This window comes from Methylobacter sp. BBA5.1 (assembly GCF_000746145.1).
GTDB lineage: Bacteria > Pseudomonadota > Gammaproteobacteria > Methylococcales > Methylomonadaceae > Methylobacter > Methylobacter marinus.
This window is the reverse complement of sequence record NZ_JQKS01000013.1, coordinates 16,315-35,865: the sequence shown is the minus strand read 5'-3', so window position 1 is coordinate 35,865 and position 19,551 is coordinate 16,315. Positions and strand designations below refer to the sequence as shown.

The 19,551-nt window shown below is 45.0% G+C and carries 11 protein-coding genes; 3 read left to right on the top strand and 8 right to left on the bottom strand.

The window, feature by feature from the left end:
- Positions 1-34: 34 nt before the first annotated feature.
- From EK22_RS09095 to EK22_RS09060, 8 genes are all read right to left on the bottom strand, one after another.
- A complete protein-coding gene (locus EK22_RS09095; protein ID WP_036250227.1) occupies positions 35-1,438 on the bottom strand; it encodes a ThiF family adenylyltransferase in 1,404 nt (467 codons plus the stop codon).
- The gene (locus tag EK22_RS09090) at positions 1,438-2,358 is read right to left on the bottom strand and encodes a multiubiquitin domain-containing protein (protein WP_036250400.1); all 921 of its coding nucleotides are present in this window, start codon (positions 2,356-2,358) and stop codon (positions 1,438-1,440) included. The genes EK22_RS09095 and EK22_RS09090 overlap by 1 nt, the downstream gene beginning before the upstream one ends.
- Positions 2,359-2,550: 192 nt before the next feature.
- Entirely contained in the window at positions 2,551-3,138 is a 588-nt protein-coding gene (locus tag EK22_RS09085) for a hypothetical protein (protein WP_036250224.1), read from the bottom strand.
- Positions 3,138-3,920: an RNA polymerase subunit sigma-24 gene (locus tag EK22_RS09080; protein WP_036250221.1), complete on the bottom strand. Its 783-nt coding sequence runs from the start codon at positions 3,918-3,920 to the stop codon at positions 3,138-3,140. Before EK22_RS09080 ends, EK22_RS09085 begins: the two co-directional genes overlap by 1 nt.
- Positions 3,921-3,968: 48 nt before the next feature.
- Positions 3,969-6,647, bottom strand: a complete 2,679-nt coding sequence (locus EK22_RS09075) for a DEAD/DEAH box helicase (protein ID WP_036250219.1) — start codon at positions 6,645-6,647, stop codon at positions 3,969-3,971.
- A 12-nt stretch (positions 6,648-6,659) separates the two neighbouring features.
- Entirely contained in the window at positions 6,660-8,351 is a 1,692-nt protein-coding gene (locus EK22_RS09070; RefSeq protein ID WP_036250218.1) for a site-specific DNA-methyltransferase, read from the bottom strand.
- Between the two features lie 19 nt (positions 8,352-8,370).
- A complete protein-coding gene (locus EK22_RS09065) occupies positions 8,371-10,587 on the bottom strand; it encodes a S8 family peptidase (protein WP_036250216.1) in 2,217 nt (738 codons plus the stop codon).
- Positions 10,584-11,732: an AAA family ATPase gene (locus EK22_RS09060; protein WP_036250214.1), complete on the bottom strand. Its 1,149-nt coding sequence runs from the start codon at positions 11,730-11,732 to the stop codon at positions 10,584-10,586. Before EK22_RS09060 ends, EK22_RS09065 begins: the two co-directional genes overlap by 4 nt.
- Before the next feature lie 437 nt (positions 11,733-12,169).
- Here EK22_RS09060 and EK22_RS09055 point away from each other — a divergent pair, with 437 nt between their 5' ends.
- From EK22_RS09055 to EK22_RS09045, 3 genes are read left to right on the top strand one after another with little or no spacing between them, the layout of a single operon-like run.
- A complete protein-coding gene (locus EK22_RS09055; protein ID WP_036250213.1) occupies positions 12,170-15,337 on the top strand; it encodes a hypothetical protein in 3,168 nt (1,055 codons plus the stop codon).
- 5 nt (positions 15,338-15,342) lie between these two features.
- On the top strand, positions 15,343-19,215 hold the full coding sequence (locus EK22_RS09050) for a helicase-related protein (RefSeq protein WP_036250212.1): 3,873 nt from the start codon (positions 15,343-15,345) through the stop codon (positions 19,213-19,215).
- 25 nt (positions 19,216-19,240) lie between these two features.
- Positions 19,241-19,471, top strand: a complete 231-nt coding sequence (locus EK22_RS09045) for a hypothetical protein (RefSeq protein WP_036250211.1) — start codon at positions 19,241-19,243, stop codon at positions 19,469-19,471.
- Positions 19,472-19,551: the final 80 nt, after the last annotated feature.

Sequence of the window (19,551 nt, the reverse complement as noted above, 5' to 3'; positions counted from 1 at the left end):
CAAAAACGTTATAGCATGCTTCATCTTCATCAATTCACCCTATCACTCCAAGGAATGGGGTTACGTCACCTCGACCCCATGTTGACTCGCTTCCGCAAACTGGACACGATTGGATCGGTAAGCATGTCATTGCTCGATCTTCGACGCGATCAAATCGTCGGATGCGGTTGTGTGTCATGCCAGTATTTCCTCGAAATGCTGTCAGGCCCTGTATCAACTCATCCACGGCAGCACAAGCTATGCTGGTCGTGAATGTAACGACGGCAGGCGCAGGATCACCGCCACCATCCACATAGGCCTCTGCCTTACGGCGCTCGAATTCTCCAGGATCGTTATGTCGTAGACCTTCTTCTGCGGCACGATGAATGTTCACGACGCCTAGACACATCAGGCATGGACTGCCTGGTTTGATGGTTGATACTCGACCGGTCATGTCATAGTTGGCATCATTTCGAGCGGATCGCATGCGAAGCCCTACGTCAATCACAGGGATTCCATAATAGTGAGCAAGACGATTTAAAGTGAGACGTCCTTGGTGGTCATCGGTACAACCGAAAAGTACGTCACATGAACGCAGCAAATCACGTAGCGATGCATCACCCACCCAAGATTTTCTGGCTACCACTTGAGTACCCAGGTCCGCAGCTTCGATTTCGCGAGCTAGAATGTCGACTTTGGCTTGGTCAGAGAGCACGTCGGAAGTTCGAGCCCCATGTACACGATTGAGGTTGGTGATATCTATCGTGTCATTGTCGATCAACGCCAGGTATCCAACCCCAAGCCTAGTGAGTAATGAGGCCACAGCACTACCAGTGCCACCGCAACCAACTATCCCTACGCGTAGTTCTCGTATGATTGGATTGAAACTGGGGCCGAAAAGCAACGATTGACGAGCGAGAAATGCAGTTTCGACATTATCTTGCTTTGTTCTACGAATCGAAACTTTGTTGCCAATCACTGAAATCGAAGATGCTTCCATTGCTTCTGCTGGGGAACCCCATAAGCGTCCGGCTATGGCGTTGTCACCACCAAACACTAAGCTGGCTAGCCCCAAACGGTCTTTATTGAAAGCTGTCCGTGCAAGCTCTGCTTCGTTGCGATCATCCTGATCGGAAAAGAAGGCCTCAGCATTAGGATGAGTATGTACCAGCCCCGCCACCAGGCCTCTATGTTGAGCCAAACCCAGTAATTTCATAAACCCTTTTGTAGACCAGGTAACATGCATGGAAGACGATGAGACTATGTCATCAGCGGCTATGGGAATAACCTCATGAGAAATTAGCCGGGTGCGTTGTTTTCCAGACCAAGGATCTGAACCAATTTCCGCCTTACCGAACAGTATATAGGCGGCTGCTTCTGAGCCGTTGGCACGATAAAGCAATTCGCGAAGTGTCGTTTCATGCGGCTCCAACAACACAATATCGAGCTGTCCTTTCATTACTTAGCCTCCGCAAGAGCGCGCTCAACCCGTTTGATCATGGTGTGCAGACCATCAGTTCCAGGGCGCCAACTGGCGTTATGACGAGACCAACGCTGCCAGTTGCGTCCAACAAATGGATGCGGCACATCGGCACAGGTTGGGTAACGGCCAATAGAAATAAGAGTCAGCCACGGATCACAGAAAAACATATCAGGAGCCACGTCTGGGTAGCCTGGCGGCAGGATCACCAATATGTCAGCAAAAGGGTGGTTGAACTTACCTATCGGTAGGTGCATTTGCTTTAACACGACACCAATATGTGGTCCGTCACTAGCCAATTCGGCTTCGATCCCATGATCGCTTAGGTAACGCCGATCTACTTCAGGTAGTACCGAAAGACCTTCGGTCGTGTCACAAATAACCGTGATAAATCTTTCAATACCCGGTTTGCTGAGATCGATCAAATCTGTATCACGAACTAAAATATCCTGGCCTCCACGAACCTCAAGATATACGTGATAGGTATCCGCAGGAACATTCGCCAATTTTTTCAGCACGCTGCCGCTGATATTAGGCTTTCCCCACTCCAGTTGACGATCGTCAATGGTGAACTTGAAAGCGCGATCAGTTTGGAAGATTACAAAACGTTCCGCGCTATTTCCGCGCAAATCATAGGTCTCATCAAGTCGAAGATCTTCAAATTCACCAGATGCAAGAATTGCGTAAATGCTGAAATCATCGACTGGATGCAAACTTGCAGCTTGGATAATTTGACGCCCCGTCGGTACAGGATCGTTGATATCCAAATACCGTTCGTTCATTTGATCGTCGGCTACTAAAATACGGTATGCATTGTGTTGATGTCTTTCTTCACCAAGAGCAGCGCCGTTTACTTCATGGGCTTTGCGGTTGTCACCGCTAGGAATAATTTGTTGCATTGAGAATCTTTCCTGTTCGGCCATCTGCGGGATTGCAGTTTTCGCGGCCTTCACTAACTCAATCGCAACGGTTTTCCTAACCGGAAAGCTAAAATCAATTTTTTTTTAAATTTCGCGCAATTTTCACTGTGTCTGATTACGCGAAGGAATGATGGAATTTTTCACTTTTTCAAGAAAGATGAACGCGGTTTGCTACTTGTCAACCAGCTCCTTAAGCATATTTTTTTGAGACTCGGTAAGTTGTGATGACTCAATTGCTTCTTCAAATGATATTTGAGTAACAACCTTTGTTTCAAAGGATGTCCGTAAGCTGTTGTTCAAGGTCAAACTAGGAGAGCTATTAAAGAAGGCTGAAATAGTGTCAGCGGTAACCTGCATTTCGGTAGCAATCCTTTCAATGAAGCGCATCGGAATTGTTATCGGCTCGATAGCTCTGTCACGCAAGCGGATCAAAAACAAATTTGAAATATCGAGTCGTTTTGCGAGCGATTTGAATGAGGTTGGGTTTATTTTGGCAAACGGATTGACGGGAACATTATCGTCAACGTTCATAATAGTCTGAAACCGTTGCCAAGCATTCTCAACGGTCTCTTCCATCGAATCAGCTACACTTTTTCTTTGGTTAGTATCTAGCATCAATTCAATCGAACAATCGACCAAGGCCTCAGAATATTCCGGATATTCTGATAGGTAGCGTTCAAGTGTTTTGCGATCATGAATTGGTTCGACTGCAAAGGCCAAAATTATCTCTTCTTCACTAGGAATAGTATTTTCGTTCATTACACATTCTCCCCTTGAAGAATGGTGTTAAGCGTTTTGAATGCACGATCACGACGATTTCGAACCGTCCTCTCGTCACACTTCAGAATGCGTGAAATAGTCATGATATTTTTATCTTTAGAATCAATTTGAAAACCCTGCATGATTAGCCCGATCACTCGCTTTTGATCATCAGGTAAGGTATCAATCGCAGCAGTTAGCTCTAACCGGAAATCTGGATCGTCAAGAATTGATAAATTCCCATTTAGAAAATCTGCGGCAGCTGACTCAACTTCAGCCGAAATTTCCGATCCATCATCATGTTCCGATTCCAGAGGAACTGTTTCAACGTTAGTTGGACCGATTTGACGTAAAGCTGATATCTTGAAAGCTGACAATGCCTTATCGAAACGTATTTCAAAAAAATCTAAATAAGTTGAATTCCCTTTGCAGTCTTTTGCAATTCGCTCAACGAATCGCCCCGTAATTTCCTCGCGAATCCCATGCGCATCTGTTTTTCTAGAATCTGAGATCGTTGAACGCAACGAATTCTCGATCCGTTTCATAAGAATCCGGAAAATTACCTCGAAATCTGACTTTGCCCCTTCAACCCAAGCTCTTCGAAGAAAGTATATCAATACCTCTGAGGGTACATAACCAGGGTTATTCTTGGATATGATTTCAAATTGGTGAAGGCGTTCCGATGAATTAACTACTTCGAGCTTTTCAAGAAAGGCTTCAATTTCAGGGGGCCGCTCATATGGTGTACCATCTTTCTTTTTTCGCTTCAGTGGTTCTGGCATTCATGGCCTCCAAAATAATTTCTACTTAGAAAAATTGGCAATCTCAAATCAAAACTGGCTGAGCTTCTTCATTGCATCTGATAATCGTTCTGCCCCCGGTATTGGATTGTTATCAAAAATCATCATGTATTTAAACTCAGAGCCACACTTCGATTCCCAAAGTTTTCCGAGTTTCAGTTTGAATTCCGAGTCTGAATTATCTCGATCATCACCCTTAGTTTCAATCATGATGACCTTGCCGCCTTTTGTCTTAACGATGAAATCAGGATAATGATTGATAAAACCATTTATCCTAAACCCTTTACCTCTCGAAAGGTTGCGATGCCACCAATGAATAGTTTCAAGGTTGGCAATATCATTGATAACCCGTGATTCAAAAATCCCCATTGATGCTTCTGTGCCATAGAGACTTTTCGGTAAAGCCGGTGCATTACTTGATGGAGTAATGATTTCTGGAAATTCAAAACTTGGTTGAATCAAGATTTTGTCAATATCCAGAATGTCGATAAATGTTTTGTAAGCATGCGCATCAGCCAAAGTTGTAATTTTTTGCTTTATTTTTCTCACATACGACACATCTCGTTCAAGGCAATCGCGTATCTGAGCCTCACTAAACGATTCAACGATACGCCCTATGTATTTTTTAATTTCTTGATCGGTAATTGGATACATATTCCCAATCAAATCTGTTAACCGTGCAGTCAGGTTCATGACCTGGCTTGATCTATCACCTTTCAAAATAAGTGCGTTAAATTTTCTTCTATCGTTAACATTGACCTTGAATGGCGTGGCTTTGTAATTTTCATCACCAATTTCCTCAAGATCCACACGATACATTTCAGTTTCAACGTCTTCGAAGCTGATGGTGGCATCGGCTTGGGACAATTTGAAATCTTTTAACAATAACTCCCGCTCAAAAATTTGAACAGCGTCATCGTCATCAAACCAAGCGCCAGTCTCAACCTTAGTAAAAAATTGAGGTAGCTTCAGCCCCATTGCTTGTTCTTTGAAGATATCCTTGATTTTGTGTTTGTTCATTTTGTCTTCCAGATCTGCGGGAATATCAGTTTTGGCTGCTACCTCTGCTTGCTCCTCATAAGCTTTATTCTGAACAATCGCTTGCTGCGTTACCTGGTCGACAAAAACCTGGCTACTAGATTCTTCACTGTCGCTATCAGTGCCAGACTTGGTAGCAGCCAAACATTCTTTATCGATCGTATCAAGATCATCGAGCTCGGTTGATCCGGATTCTTTACTTACAAGATTGCTAGACTGATCAGTCTGGTATTGAAACAAACCGAATAAATCATTTGTTTCTGGTTGGGTATTATCTGTTTCTTGATCTTGTTGATCATGCTGTGCAGTAATATCTCGGTAATCCTTGTCTGAAAATCCCGCGCGATTCAATGCTTTTACAACACTTTGCAGTGTATCCATGAAAAGGCTTGATGCCGTGAAGACATAACTCAGGTTCAACAAATCATGACCATGTTGCTGCACATGAGGCATCCGTAGAATCCGACCCAGAATTTGTTCTACATCCACTGCAGATGACTTGTCGGCCAACGAGGCAAGAATGTAAGCAAATGGGCAATCCCATCCTTCCTTGAGCGCATTGACAGTGATGATATAGCGGACAGCACATTCACGGCTCATGAGATCAATACCTTTAAGCTCGTTGATTTCAGCAGTTTTGATTTTGATTTGCTCTTCCGGAATACCTAGCTCAATTAACTTTTGCTTGGTCTTCTCATAAGTCGTATTGTCTTCGCCAGTGCGAGGTTGTGCCTGAAACAATACGATCGGTCGAATATACTTCCCACCCTTTGCTTCTTCCTGGATAGCTATCTCTTCAAGTTGCCTTCTTAAAATTAAGGCACTTTCAATGGCTTCTCCGCGGCTTGGTCGATTAGCGACAATCACCGGCAATTTGACCATATGCTGTTTCTTCAGCGCCATGGCATCCACATAACTAATGATGTTGCTGTTTTTTCTCGGAGTAGCGGTCAAATCAAAAATAAAATGCGGATTCAGATTGACCAACATTTCCACCGATAAGGCGGTTTCCGCATTGTGGCTTTCGTCTACAATCACGACTGGTTTTAGACGGCGAATGACATTGATAAGGGCTGATGGATCGTATTCTGGCAGCAATGCTTTAGAATCATCGATATCGTCTGTAAGGAATGAAGCCAGGTAGCCATTGTCCTGGTAAATCTTTCGATCCTCCTTGTTTTTGGCTCGCAAGCTATCGAAACTCATGACCACAACGGACAGTTGTTCACTTGCTGCATCCGCGGTAAACCCAGCGCCCATCAGCAAATCACGCTTTTCATAGACAGACACGCGATTGCGGAACAGTTGGTTCAATCGCTTTCTGTAGGGATGCTCTGGGTTATCCAGATTGCGAACCGTTTGCTCCAATATCGTTAGCGATGGCACCAGCCAGATTACCAACTTGCTTCGGTTGGGGTCATGAGCGGTAAATGCGTCGAAAATGGTTTTAATTGCATTGACAGCAATGAAAGTTTTACCACCGGCTGTCGGCACTTTGGCGCAAACGTGGGGCACACCAGGTACGTTGTTTTTGTAGGGTTCCATCCCTGTGACTCCTTTTTCATCCCAATAGGCTTTGAAGGCCTTTGCAAGATGTGGATTTTTCTCTAGAACGGCCAAGTATTCTTCGAGGTTATCAATAACGCGTTGCTGATAATCTTTTAATTCCATGATGATTGTTCCTTAAAAGCGCGTAATATCACGAGGTATTTTTTTGAAAATAATTCCATGCTTTGTCATAAACTCCTTGGTCAACAAACATTTGTCGGCATAAATGATGGCTGTTGACGGCTTGTTTCCGCCGAATTTTAAAGCACCAAGGAAATCCAGATCCAAACAAGTTGCTTCATCGGCTTCGTAATAGAAAATCCAAGCCGTTTCTGTGTTCAACCCTAACAAATATTGTGAATAAGCGTTTTCTTGATTAACTCGATATTTGAATGGAATACCTTCACTGTGAGCCACATAATTGCGCATGGGATCAATTCCAACAGCTTCATTCAAGGTTTCATCTTCGTTGAAAATTGGGTCGCCAATGGTGTAGTAATCGAAACCGCCCCCCAGTCCTTCAGTTCGTTTTGAACCTTCACCATAACCTGATATCACTCGGCGAACTCTTTCTGCCGTTATAGATTCGGCATACTCCTCCATTTCGATTAAGATAAAACGACGGTTACCTTTATCTTGGGCATTAAGTTTTAATACAGCATGAGCCGTTGTACCGGAACCGCTAAACGAATCTAATATTAAATCATCAGGTTGTGTTACGAAGCCTAATAGTTCTTCAATTAATGCAGAAGGTTTAGGGTAGTTAAAAGGCCTTTTATTTTCTGGAAAAATTGATTTTATTTCATTAGTTCCCGTTCTACCATCCAATTCAATAACTGAAGCTAACTTTGCCTTATAATCTTTAGCATATAATTTTAGCTCTATTAATTTTGATTCATTATCACCAAAAATTATCTTTCCCTCTGACAGCAATTTATTCATTGTTTCTTCAGGAAAGCGATATCCCATTAATGGTTCTTTACATGGTTTTTGGGTATTTGGATGAATTACGTCATATCGATAACCTTCTTTACCAGGGTTGTGTACGCTTTGGCTACCGGTATATATACCCCCTTTATCAATAAATTTATATCGGTCGAGAGGCCATAATTCTGACTTGTGCTCTCTAAACCATTTGGTATAAGCATCTTGCAGTTCCTCAGGATCGCTATATTGCGATTTAAGCTCTTCACCTATTTCAATTAACTTTTGCTTAATATCGATATATGTTGATTTCCAGATTGGATTAAGTAGCGCCTTGTTCTTTGCGTAACAAAGAATGTATTCATGTTCAAGACTAATATTTGTTGGATTGTTGTCTGTTACGTTTCGCCAAACAATCTCACCAACCCAATTATTAGCCCCAAATATCTCTTCAAATAACAACTTTATGTTTGCGAATTCAGTCTTATCAATGCTAATTAAAACAACTCCATCTTTCGCTAATAATCTATGCAACAGCTTTAATCTAGGGTAAATCATGCATAGCCATTTGTCATGTCGTGACAAATCTTCACCCTCTTTCCCAACAACTTGACCAAGCCATTTCTTAATTTTAGGGTCATTAACAGCATCGTTATAAATCCACCCTTCGTTTCCCGTGTTATAGGGCGGATCAATATAGATACATTTAATTTTACCTTCGAACTCAGGCAATAAACTTTTCAACGCCTCAAGATTATCGCCATGTATAATCTTATTTGCTCTGCTATTTTTGGGCATGCCTTCTAGTGCTTCAAAATGACTTTCATGACGTAAAACACGAAAAGGCACATCATGATGGTGATTGACGACTTTATCCTTTCCGACCCAGGTAAGTGTTGGCATGGGCAATTAATTCCTTGAGTTATACTCGTATTGGCAGTGAAACTTGCGGTTGAATTGGCATCAAAATTGACTGGTACGTTTTTAAAATTTCGTTATATAAATCGGCATGTTTGGGCGCTTCCACCGTAATGACCAAGGCATACTTAATTTTATCGGCTCTCGTCGTTGCGGCTCCTGCTTCTCTAGCGTTGTAATGAATATCAAACACTGGAGCATTTAACGTTTTTCCCAGCATGCTTTTTTCTTGATGCAATACGGTTTCCCATTTCCCCATATCTGCTCGCTTTTCTTCCTCTGTAGCGTATTTTTTCATATCGAAAAAACCTTTCGACTCGGCATTGCTCTTCTTTTCTTTGACGCGAGACTCGTTTGGCCGAAATACGATATCAAGTCCGGCTCGGGTGTAAGCCGAAGCATCTTGCGGGTCGACTGGTGATGCATAGCAAAAAGTAGCTTTAAGTCGAATTCGACCTGAAAGCCCATCTTTTGGAATAGGTAGTGATGCGCGCAGATATTTCCCAGGCTTTAATTCGCCTTGATAAACAACTCTGGCAACACCGGATGGACAGGTAATAATATCCATGAGATTTTCTGGGACTTTGCCCCAACCCACTTCAAACTTATTATGATTCGCGTGATCGGAACCATGTACAAGCAAAGCTTTAATTGCAAGAGCCGACAACTCCGAACCGAGAATCGCGCGAATACCCACTGCGCTCCTTAAAAGGTAGGGAGAGGCAAAGCTTGTCCCTAATTGCGGCACAAGCGAAGGCTTTTTTCCTTGAGATAACACATGAAAATAACGCAGCGCATCGCCACCAAAAGCCATCAAATCTGGCTTTACGATTCCCGGACTTCTTCCAGGGCCGAATGCACTATATGAAGCTCGCCTCCAGGAAGATTCTGTGTCGTTCGCGGCTCCCACAGCCACGGCATTGACACTGTCCGAAGGAACTTGGATTCTGGCATTACCCGATTCTCGATCTCTTTCGCCATTATTACCAATCGCGATAGCCATAAAGGTTTCACCATCGCTTAAAAGATCGTCTATCACTGATGTCCAGGCATGAACATCAGCATCTTCAATAGGCATGTCCGGTCCCAAACTCAGGTTTATGAATTCATACTGACGAGACAACAAAACCTGCTCTATAAGACCTAATGTTCGGTATAGCTCTAGAGGATCTTCAGTTTCAGCATCGTTATCGAGCACTCGAAGATGATCAACATAAGCAAAAGGACGTGGAGCGACACTTTCAGGCTGGATAGGGCCAAACAAAAATGCAGAGGTCACTGCTAATCCGTGATCTAGACCGTCTGGATCGTCTTTTGCGTCGGGATCGAGCACTTTGTATGATCGCACCCATTTTTCAATCGGGTGAGTTTTGGGCAAGCCGCCATCAAGAATGGCAACTTTTGGAGTGTCTGATAAAGGCTGCGCATCGGGCAACTGACACTTCACCGAAACTTCCTTGGTTCGCTGCATTGGGCGCAAACCTCGAAATTTGGGAACGGGCCTAATGACACGAACAAAAGAATAATTCGCAACGTCTCTGATGTTATCGCAAGATCCTTCTACTGGGACAAACCAAAGATTTCCAGCCTGAAAACTGAGTTTACGGTGCAATTTAATTTGATGTTTCTTTGCGAATTTCTCAAACCCATCTTTGATGAATGCGTTGTCTTCGTCGGGAAGTAGGTGAATACCTACCTCGAAAAATCGCTCATTTTTTGAGCCGTAGTCACGGACCCGATCTTCAACGGATAAACCATCAAATTGTTCGACATGAGCGAGATCAACCGCTTCATCACTTCCTTGCTCAACCTGATCTACCCATTGGATCATATGCCGAAAGGAACTTCGCTTGCCTGCCACAAAAAGCTCGGTTGTAGTGCATTTGATAGGTGAATCTTTTTTGGACCATCGTTCGGGCACAATCTCAACCGTTCGACTCCCAATCGACTCCAAACCAGCCGATCTCAACAGATTTGTAGGAAAATACGATTTGGCGATGAATGATGGATTTAGCGTAAGCCGTGCAACAGCGAAATCACGAGGGCACGCTTCCTGAGGCAAATCATCAAGCATGGATGATGCGTGAGAAAACTGGGGGATCATTCGGCTTTTTGCTTCATCGAAAGAGTAAATTTCTACCTTTTCCCCGCCACGCTTCGGCGCTTTAATATCAAATGTTAACAATTCGCCGCGACCAATCAGAAAATTTGTTTGAGTCATTTTTCTTGCCTTTCTTTTGAGGGCGCTTTGCCGCCAGTATATTTACGAATCGTATCGCGGCTTACGCCCGTTATTTCTGAAATTTTATGCTGCGAAATTTTGGTTTTATTGGCAAGTTCTACCGCTACATCAATACGCTGTTGATGCTCAAGGGTAAGCGCCTTGGTTTTAACGAGCTCTTCAATAACGTCCGAGTCTGAGGCGTCGCTTAGCGCCAATGTCCGCCGAAATCGTTGAATTGATCTCTCTATGTCGCTAAACGATTCACCGTTAAAAATTAGCACCAATATGTCTACCCAGCGTTTGAACACAGGCAGGTCTGGACCGAGAAATTGAATTACAGCCTCTTTTATTTGGGTGATCGCAGGCAGCTTGAATTCAATAATAAGATCAAAACGCCTCCATAGCGCAGGATCGATTAGTTCAGGATGATTTGTTGCAGCTAACAACAATCCTGATGACGGCCACTCGTCGACCTCCTGAAGCATTACGGTCACCAACCTTTTTAATTCACCAATATCGGTATCGTCGTTACGTTTTTTTGCAATGGCATCAATTTCGTCAAGTAGGAGAACGCAAGGCGCCTGCTTAGAAAAGTCCAAGGCTGCCCGCAGATTTGAACCCGTTTTTCCCAGCAAACTACTCATCACGGTTGTCAGGTCCAGCACATAAAGTGGTAAGCCCAACTTGGAAGCCAGCCATCGTGCAGTCAGTGTTTTACCCACTCCAGGCTTACCAACAAAGATTGCAGATCGGGTTGGAAGCAAACCTAATGCCGCCAAACGCTCTGACTGCTTGCGTTCTTGGATGATTTGGCTAAAGCTCTCTTCCAGGTCTAGGGACAGCAAAGGTTGTACGGTGCCAGACTCATCATGAAATACCTTTAGCAATGACATCCGCGACTCGTTATCGACTGGCACAGGATTCGAAGGCTCTTCCTTTCGGCTGGATTTACGCATAACTCCGCCACTTCTTGTAGGTTTGCTCCGTAAATACTGATCCATTTGTTCTGCAAGGTCAGGTTTGATGCCACGATACTTACGAACCAAACGAGCTACAAACAAGCGTACATCTTCTGTTTGCTCGTTGATAGCCAGCCTTGCAAGCTGGGCTAAATCTTCAGATGTATCAACTAGTTCGCCCATTTATTTACCAAGTTAATGATTTTATTTGTAATTTTTTTATTAAAATTCGGACTACATATTATTGCATATTTTTCTCGAACGTAAAAGAAAGAACTTGACATCCCAGAATGATTTTGATCCTTAGCCTCTGATTTTATGAACAAATTTGTGAACGCTATGCACCTAAAAGTCATAAATTGCATTTGATATCGCGGCAATCATCACTCTTTTAGCTGATCATTATCCTTATGACTGAATACAAACCTAATTAAAGATCAGATATCCTGATTTTCATCAAAAAACATAGATTGAGAAATGTATCCGGTGAAATACTGGCTTAATCAAGGTATCTGCTATAGACTTTAGGACATAGAAAGATAATTCCGTTCTCTATCGTAATTGGCAAATACAAGAGGGCGATGTGGTCTGTAAAGGCTAATCTATGAGGAGAAATGCCAATGTCGCAACACCCGCAACAAGGTGGTGCGTCCGTTCATGCGCGCGGACAAATACCATCAACTGATCTTGCTTCCCTGGTCCAATTTTTGGTGAAGGCCTATCCGCCGGATAGGAATGCTACCAATTCAGTCTATGCTTGGCCCGTTCTAACATTCGATGCAAAAAATAATCGTTTGGGTATCAATACCTACGGGATACTACGACGGTTTCTCGCACAAAAAGACTTGCAAGCCTTATTCAAACAGAGCTCTGACACAGGATTCTTACGAGATATAGCCAGTCCTCCTAAAGGCTTTTCTGCAAAACTGGGCGGGCGGCTTTTCAAAGACAATATCATGGAGGTGTCGCAGCACTTGATCCAGCTGAAACGGCTCATTGAGGCCGAAATCGCTAACCTGGATGTCTCGATCAATAATCTGTTGATCAACGATCCGGTATCAGTAATTGAGACCTTATCTACCAACACCAAATGCAAAAACTTCCTCAAGCCATGGCCTGCGCAAATGGTATCTATGGAGTTTACTAAGATCGATCGTAGTAAAGACGGCCGCGAAAAAGAGGTCGCACGCGTTTTATCGGCTCAAGAGGAAATCCAAGCGGAAGATTGGCTTGATCGGATGGCTAGCAGTATCTCGGAGGCTCAGTCCCATCGGGACGATGAGTTTGATACCTTGCAGCGTGAAAAGCTCATTGCCACCTTACGACAAGATTTCGATAAACAGGATAGTCAGGTCACCCGCTTCCTGAATTTCCTTGAGGATGAGGCTCTATCACGGGTCCGCTTACGTGTCAGTTTTGCCATTATGGAGAGTTTGGCAGCCCAGAAATCCAAATCTACCAAGACAACTGATCAGAAATTTATCGATTATGTTCGACGCGTCACCCTGCTATTTGGATACTTCGGCGCTCCCGAATCGCAGCATTCAATTCATCTTGATCTAACGCAGGCCTTTGGATTGGCTGCCGAGTTTTCAATTTCCCAGGAATTGACAAAGGCCTTGTTCTACAACTGCTTGCCGGTATGGGCGGAATGGAACACCCAATTATTTGAATCGCGCAAAATTGATTCGCAAACCCGCGGCGTATCGGTCGTTCGGGAAGTCAGTTACCGGTTCCGAGTCAATGGCAAAGATCCTCTCAATGAGATGGAACCAGCGTTTGATGCCCGGCTTAACCGCTTGCGAGCCATTCTCCTGGAGGATTCTGATTTCGAAATACCGCCCTCCAAATTGCGCAGAAACCTGAGCGAAGTGGTGTTTTTATGGCTGGTCTTGAATCCAGGGATTCAGTCTTCTGAACTGCTAACTGCAGCCTCACAGCTGACTCATGATTTGAAGGAACAAGGCCGATTAGGACTAGCCACCTTGCTGTGTGACCTACAATTATGGAGCGGCGATGTCAAAGAACTGAGTAAAACCCTAGTCGCTTTGCTCACCACCCAATCTGAAAACATCATCAATCGCGCACAGCGCTCTGTGGATGATTTATACCTCGTCGTTCAGCAAGGCGTCGTGGATTGGACATCAATCGAACGCTCCAAAGGCCGCGTCCGTGATCCTCTGATTAAGCCACCATCGGGACAAGCCGAAAATATCGAGTGGTTCAAGCACATCCAAATTGCTAATAATCCTGATGAAGTGGTTGATCCCTTGTTCTCTGTTCGTGTTCGCACGCAACTTCATGAAAGGACACTCTCCGTCCGAGCCGATAATAATACCGCGATTACAACCCGGCGAGATTTACCGCCACAGTTACTGAATATTACTTGGCGGCCCTTCCGGGTTGATGAAAATCAATCCCCTATACAAAGAACCCACCGGGTTGTTATGGATCGCGTCTGGTTCATGGATTCAGGTATCGATATCTGGTACGACCCTGAGCGTTTGAAATTACGCAAGCATCCGAAGTTCTCTGACGAAGACCAGCGCCAATATCGCGCGGCCGCAGCCACGGCCATGGCCGTTCTAACCTATGTCGTACTCCAAATTGTCAGTGAAAAAATGGATTCTCATTCCGATACACATTTGCCAGCGTTGATGATCCGCTTTCAAGAACAAGGAAAAAACGCTGCCAAAGAGGAAGGTGATCGCTGGATTTATGCCATCTCGCAAGCCGTTGAATCTGCCTTGATGCGTGACTTACCGATTCGCATGCAAGGATTGGTTGCCGATGGCAATAAGACGGATTACAAAGCCAGGGGGGCTGCTTTTGCACTGTCAGCTGCTTTTCCGATGATCATGACTACCAATCGCCAGTTAACAGTGAGTAAGGTCGCCGCAATTATCTATACGACGCGACCTTGTGACGATCATCCGATCACCAATGATACCGATGGCTTTATATTCCGAGCTAAAACGTATTTGGCAGAATCCGTAGATCAATCAGATGTCGGCTACCGCATGGTCTTCGATCGCATGCAAACCCATGTTGTTGAAACCCGGGATGAGATTAAAAGTCCAAAATTGATCGTTGAAGAAGTCTCAAGATTACAAGCCCTCGGCTTTGAACATATTGTCCTGATATCCAGTCATTTCGGTAATCGCCGCATAAACCGCTCGGCACAACGGCATTCGCCCCACACGCAAACCGTCACGCTTGACGAAATCGCCAGTAAATTTCCGCATGTCTGCGTATACACCTTGCGGCGAGACGTGTTCCCGGCAACCCGTTTGCATACCCGCACCAAAGAAGAATCAGCATTTGAAGCGGTACAGATTTCCGACCATGATGAATTCGCCCTGAATTCTGGTGATGGGGTGCTAAAACAACTGATCCCCATTTACACTTTTGCCACGTTGGCGATTGTGGGCAATGACGATGCGGCTCGGCCACAATCTGGCTTTTGCACCTATTTTTGGGATGCCGATTATCAAGTGAAAAATAGTGAATGGCGAGAGCGTGTTCGTGCCAATTTGATGGGTTCCAACCCAGGTGTGCGTGAGTGTTTGTTGAATATACTCCGGGGACTTCACTTCTTGGAAGCTGAGAAGCAACCGGACGGAGGGGTATTTAAACCCGTGTTGGATCCCTTCGGCTGGATGCAACCATCATCCAATGAGGCGGCCGGGGAAATAGAGGTACTGCCCTCCAGCCGACGCAAAGGTAGTGTCTTGCTTTCGCTGCCTGCCTTGCTATCCCATGTTACAGACAGTCTGCATAGTCGATAAGCTTTATGCTCGAACCCAATCAACGACAGGCACTTTGGGGACAAGCGTTCGAAATCGCCGTCAAAAGAGGTGTGCTGACAGCTCTGCTGGCCAGTGGCGTGCATGACATTGATCCTGTCAATTTAACGCCCTGGACCGCCAAAGATACCGCTGATGTGTATGACGCCATGACTAAGGTGCTACAAGAAGTTGATCAAAACCTTAGAAACAGAACGCGAGAAAGCGTCAGACATCTATTCGAATTAGGTATGGGCCTTGGGCAAACGGCCATGCGCGAATACCTACGCAAATTAAAATCTGATGCAGAAGATTACAGCATCAAAGCCTTGTGGTGCCCATTGCAATTGCCTCGATTACAAGCTGATTTCGATGCCGAAACGGCTGAAGCGTTGTCGTCTTTTTCAGTCGTCTTCAGTCAGGATCGTTGCGTCGAATCCATCATGGCGCATAAAGGCTTTCCCGCCAGGGCAGATTTTCTGCTCTGGCTAGAACCGCGTTACGACGCTTTGGATCGAGAATTTTTATGCCTGGAATTTTCACTGAACGGTTTACCCGAATCAGCCGATTACCTGAAACCCGAAGCGCACCTAGACGAGCTACGGCGCTTTGCTTGGTTTATGGACACACGTAGCGTTTTTTCCAGAGTTTGCGCTGAAGTGTCTGGCGAAGAATTCGTTCTGTCGCCTGATATCAAAAAACACTTGCCCGCTTTCACGGGGCGCGACAAACCCTTATACAAGCTATGTCAGGCAGCATCGTATGTGCACACCTCGTTACGCTGGCTAAAAAGCAATGGCTTTGATGATAAGCCCTGCAAAGCCAGAGCGCTTTCCATCACTCAAAATGGTTTTGAAAGTTTAAGTGCGCACTATTTTACTGAACCGGATATCGATCCACGCATTGCGCTGATCGATACTCTTGGCCGGGCTTATCGCAACAGCGAAAAATTACCGGACTGTGATGATGAAGCGCTGAACGACTATATTCACCACGCGTTCGACACGATCAGAAAATCTCTGCCACAGGCGCTTCGTAAGCAACTGCTGAAAATGCATGAGTTGCCCGAGCTGGGTAAAAGCCTGAACTACGATTTCTCAGAAGATGTGGATGGTTTTTTGAATCCCATGGCGACGATGTCATGGAATGAGGCCATACATTGGGTGGATTCCAATCCTGCTCTGGCCGAATTTTTCGAGAAGGATTCTACGGCAGCGATAGCCGAAACCCTGGCAGAACGGGTTGGGCACAATCAGCCAGTTCCTTTGCGCGATTTACATTCAGCAGCTGTCATGGCAGGAATGCGTGCGTCAGCGCTGGGGAAAGTAACTACGCTGGGACTTGAGGGAAATCCTGGCATAGGAAAAACCACGGCAGTCGTCAGTTTCCTTAAAGAATCCAAGTCAGGTTATTTGTTTTTATATGTCAGCCCTCGGGTCATTATCAATGACGATGTCAGCGAAAACTTGGCTAGAAATAAGAGCACTAACATGCCTACCGGAACCCTAACGGTCACGACCAACTCAAAATTGATCGGTGCCGCCAAGGCTTGGTATGACGAACAAATGCGTAATGGCACCGCCCACCAACGGAAAATCGACAGTGCCGTGGTAGCCGATGGGATTGATAATCTGCGGTCGCCGGATGGCAGCATCTGGATTCTATCCCCCGACCAGAAAGAAGAGCTTGAACGTATGCATATTGGTTCAAGCCATCGTAAGCGTGCCGTCACCGAACGGCAGGATCAAATGGAAGACATCAATCGACCCGGTGTCTTGAAGGTATTGTCGCTCGCTACACGGCAATTGTTAGCCGAAAATTCCACGATCAATCAAGTCGTGCTTACCGCAGCCATACAAGGATACCGGGAGCTTGGTGGAGATAAAAGCACCTTGTCCGCACTCGATAACCTATTCAAAAATCCAGTGAATGGTCAGCCTGGCAAACAGGAGCGGCGACTATTTGCGCAACGAATCCAAACCATTGTGGTGATGGTTGACGAATTAACCGGTGATGGGGCGGGAGCACCGTTTATTCACGCAATAGCCAAATGGTTGGATCAACAATTTATCCGCCCCTTTGCTCAGGAACCGCTATTCCGGGTTATTTTCATTATTTCCGATGCCTCATTAGGTAATGAAATCGTTCTGGATCGTTATCTCAATAGCGGTCAACGTACCCCTGATAAAGTTTTGGTGTCAAAAAGCGCTGGGCAACGCCCTTTTCGTTTAGCCGCCATGCCGGTCAAAATTGGTGGGAAACGCTTGCCGGTGCTCCACATCATGACCAATAGCTATCCGGCAGCAAAACTATCCATTGATTATCGTGTCCGGTTGGACGTGATAAAGCCGGGTGAGTTAGCCAACGGGAAAACGCAAACTGTCCGCCAAGCCATTGCAGAACAGCAAGGTGAAGCGATTATCGGTAACGTGATCCAGGAAATCAGTAGAGCCATCAATGAGGGTGCAGATCAAATCATTTTTTTTGCGCAAGACAAGGCTTTTCTGCGATCTGTTGAAACCTTATTAGTTACCAATGAAGATAGCGAGCCGCTTTTAAACCCAAGTCAGGTGGCGATTCTCGATTCCAGTGTGACGGCCTCCCGAAGGAAGGCGCTCATTGCCGATGATCGTCGGGATACGGTGAAAGTGTTTCTGATGACGTCCAGCGGGGCTAGGGGTGTATCCTTTCCTAAAACCGATTGGATCATCGCCTTGATACCTCGCTTTGGCATTGAAGCGGCCTTAATGGAAGTTGCCCAATTGATCTACCGGGGACGCGGGAAAAACTATACCGCTGACGATGGCACACCTAAAGATGATGGTGATTGGAAAAATCGTCGATTAGTGATGCTGCTTCAGGATTTCATACCTCAAGACAAAGAGCCAGAGCCACGGCAATGGCTACGTCAAGTCAGTGACTTGCTGACCTATCTGGTCATGTTGAGATCAACGATTTATACACGGATTATTGGCGATGCCGGTCTGGACAAACAAAATCTGGCCATGGTCCCCGTTGGAGGTATTGGCAGCGATGAAATGCTGTCATTGATGAGCTCATATGTTAGGGAGTTTTTGAAGGAAGCAGACGTATTCCTCAGGGATTTCGCAGCCGACCAAAATCGGCGGGGCTTGGTCTTTAATGCCCAGCAAAACATCCATCAGCTGTTTTCAAAATTCGCATTAGATGCAACCGCCCAAGTGGCTAACTTTAAAAGTGTTGCTCGACTGGAGGATATTCAGGCATTTTCCAGCCGAGCTAGCGCCGAAAATGCGCCCCTTTTAATATTACCAACCGATGATCAAGGCTGTTTGCTGCCTGATTATCTTTATTGCGTAGGCCCTTTCTGGTTGGAACATTGGGACAAACTCGATAAGCAAGAGCGATTCAACGTAGAAGGTTGGTCAACAGATGTCGATCATCAGAATTCCAACCTATTTGGTGAGCTAACGCATATCTTCCGTGATGAAACGCTGCCATTCAAGTTGAGGAAACCCGCTGAAGAACTCTACCGAATTCTTGCAAGGAAGAAAGAAGAAGCGACACGGGAGTTTTCAACGGTCAAGACTTTGCAATCTCCTTCGACTTGGCTGGTTGTGCCATTGGACTATTCACGTTTTTGGAAAAAAGACCCAAGCGGTCGATTGCCCTCTCTTGGCAATGATGAGAGTGCCTGGCGAGACGCGTTAGGGGCTTGCCTACCTACTTCATCCGCTGAAATACTGCCTGTCATACCTCGCTATGCCGACATTCCTTATGTGGCAGTGATTGGTGAACAAGATCCTGCCAGACTGGATTTGATTTTCGATAATCGGTACTTGGCCGCATCAAATGAGCTGAATCTGCTAAATACGATCCTCTTGGCTGAATCAAGCGAATAGATTAATAACAATCAGAGTTTTTATCTTGAAAACAGAATCTTATATCATCACAAAATTATTGGACGGTGGCATTGGGGAAAACAAGCCTGTTGTATGGCAGCATGCGATGACTCACGATAATAGGAAAGTGACATTCTGGGGAAGACTAGAATCAATGAGGAATATAAAAAGTATAGAAAACCAGGAAATTCCCTTTATTGTAGGCGCGGAAGAAAATCTTGAGTTCAAACGCAAATACGGATATTTCCGTCAATGATGGTTGTTACGTAACAATTAATCCTCTTTCCTCCCAAATGATCAGAATATTGATGTCTGATAACCCCAAAAAATTGCTTG

Coding starts and splice junctions, on each gene's coding strand:
- EK22_RS09085 (WP_036250224.1), bottom strand. CDS start 3,138: ATGAACGAAAATACTATTCCTAGTGAAGAAGAGATAATTTTGGCCTTT.
- EK22_RS09070 (WP_036250218.1), bottom strand. CDS start 8,351: ATGCCAACACTTACCTGGGTCGGAAAGGATAAAGTCGTCAATCACCAT.
- EK22_RS09060 (WP_036250214.1), bottom strand. CDS start 11,732: ATGGGCGAACTAGTTGATACATCTGAAGATTTAGCCCAGCTTGCAAGG.
- EK22_RS09080 (WP_036250221.1), bottom strand. CDS start 3,920: ATGCCAGAACCACTGAAGCGAAAAAAGAAAGATGGTACACCATATGAG.
- EK22_RS09090 (WP_036250400.1), bottom strand. CDS start 2,358: ATGCAACAAATTATTCCTAGCGGTGACAACCGCAAAGCCCATGAAGTA.
- EK22_RS09055 (WP_036250213.1), top strand. CDS start 12,170: ATGTCGCAACACCCGCAACAAGGTGGTGCGTCCGTTCATGCGCGCGGA.
- EK22_RS09065 (WP_036250216.1), bottom strand. CDS start 10,587: ATGACTCAAACAAATTTTCTGATTGGTCGCGGCGAATTGTTAACATTT.
- EK22_RS09050 (WP_036250212.1), top strand. CDS start 15,343: ATGCTCGAACCCAATCAACGACAGGCACTTTGGGGACAAGCGTTCGAA.
- EK22_RS09075 (WP_036250219.1), bottom strand. CDS start 6,647: ATGGAATTAAAAGATTATCAGCAACGCGTTATTGATAACCTCGAAGAA.
- EK22_RS09095 (WP_036250227.1), bottom strand. CDS start 1,438: ATGAAAGGACAGCTCGATATTGTGTTGTTGGAGCCGCATGAAACGACA.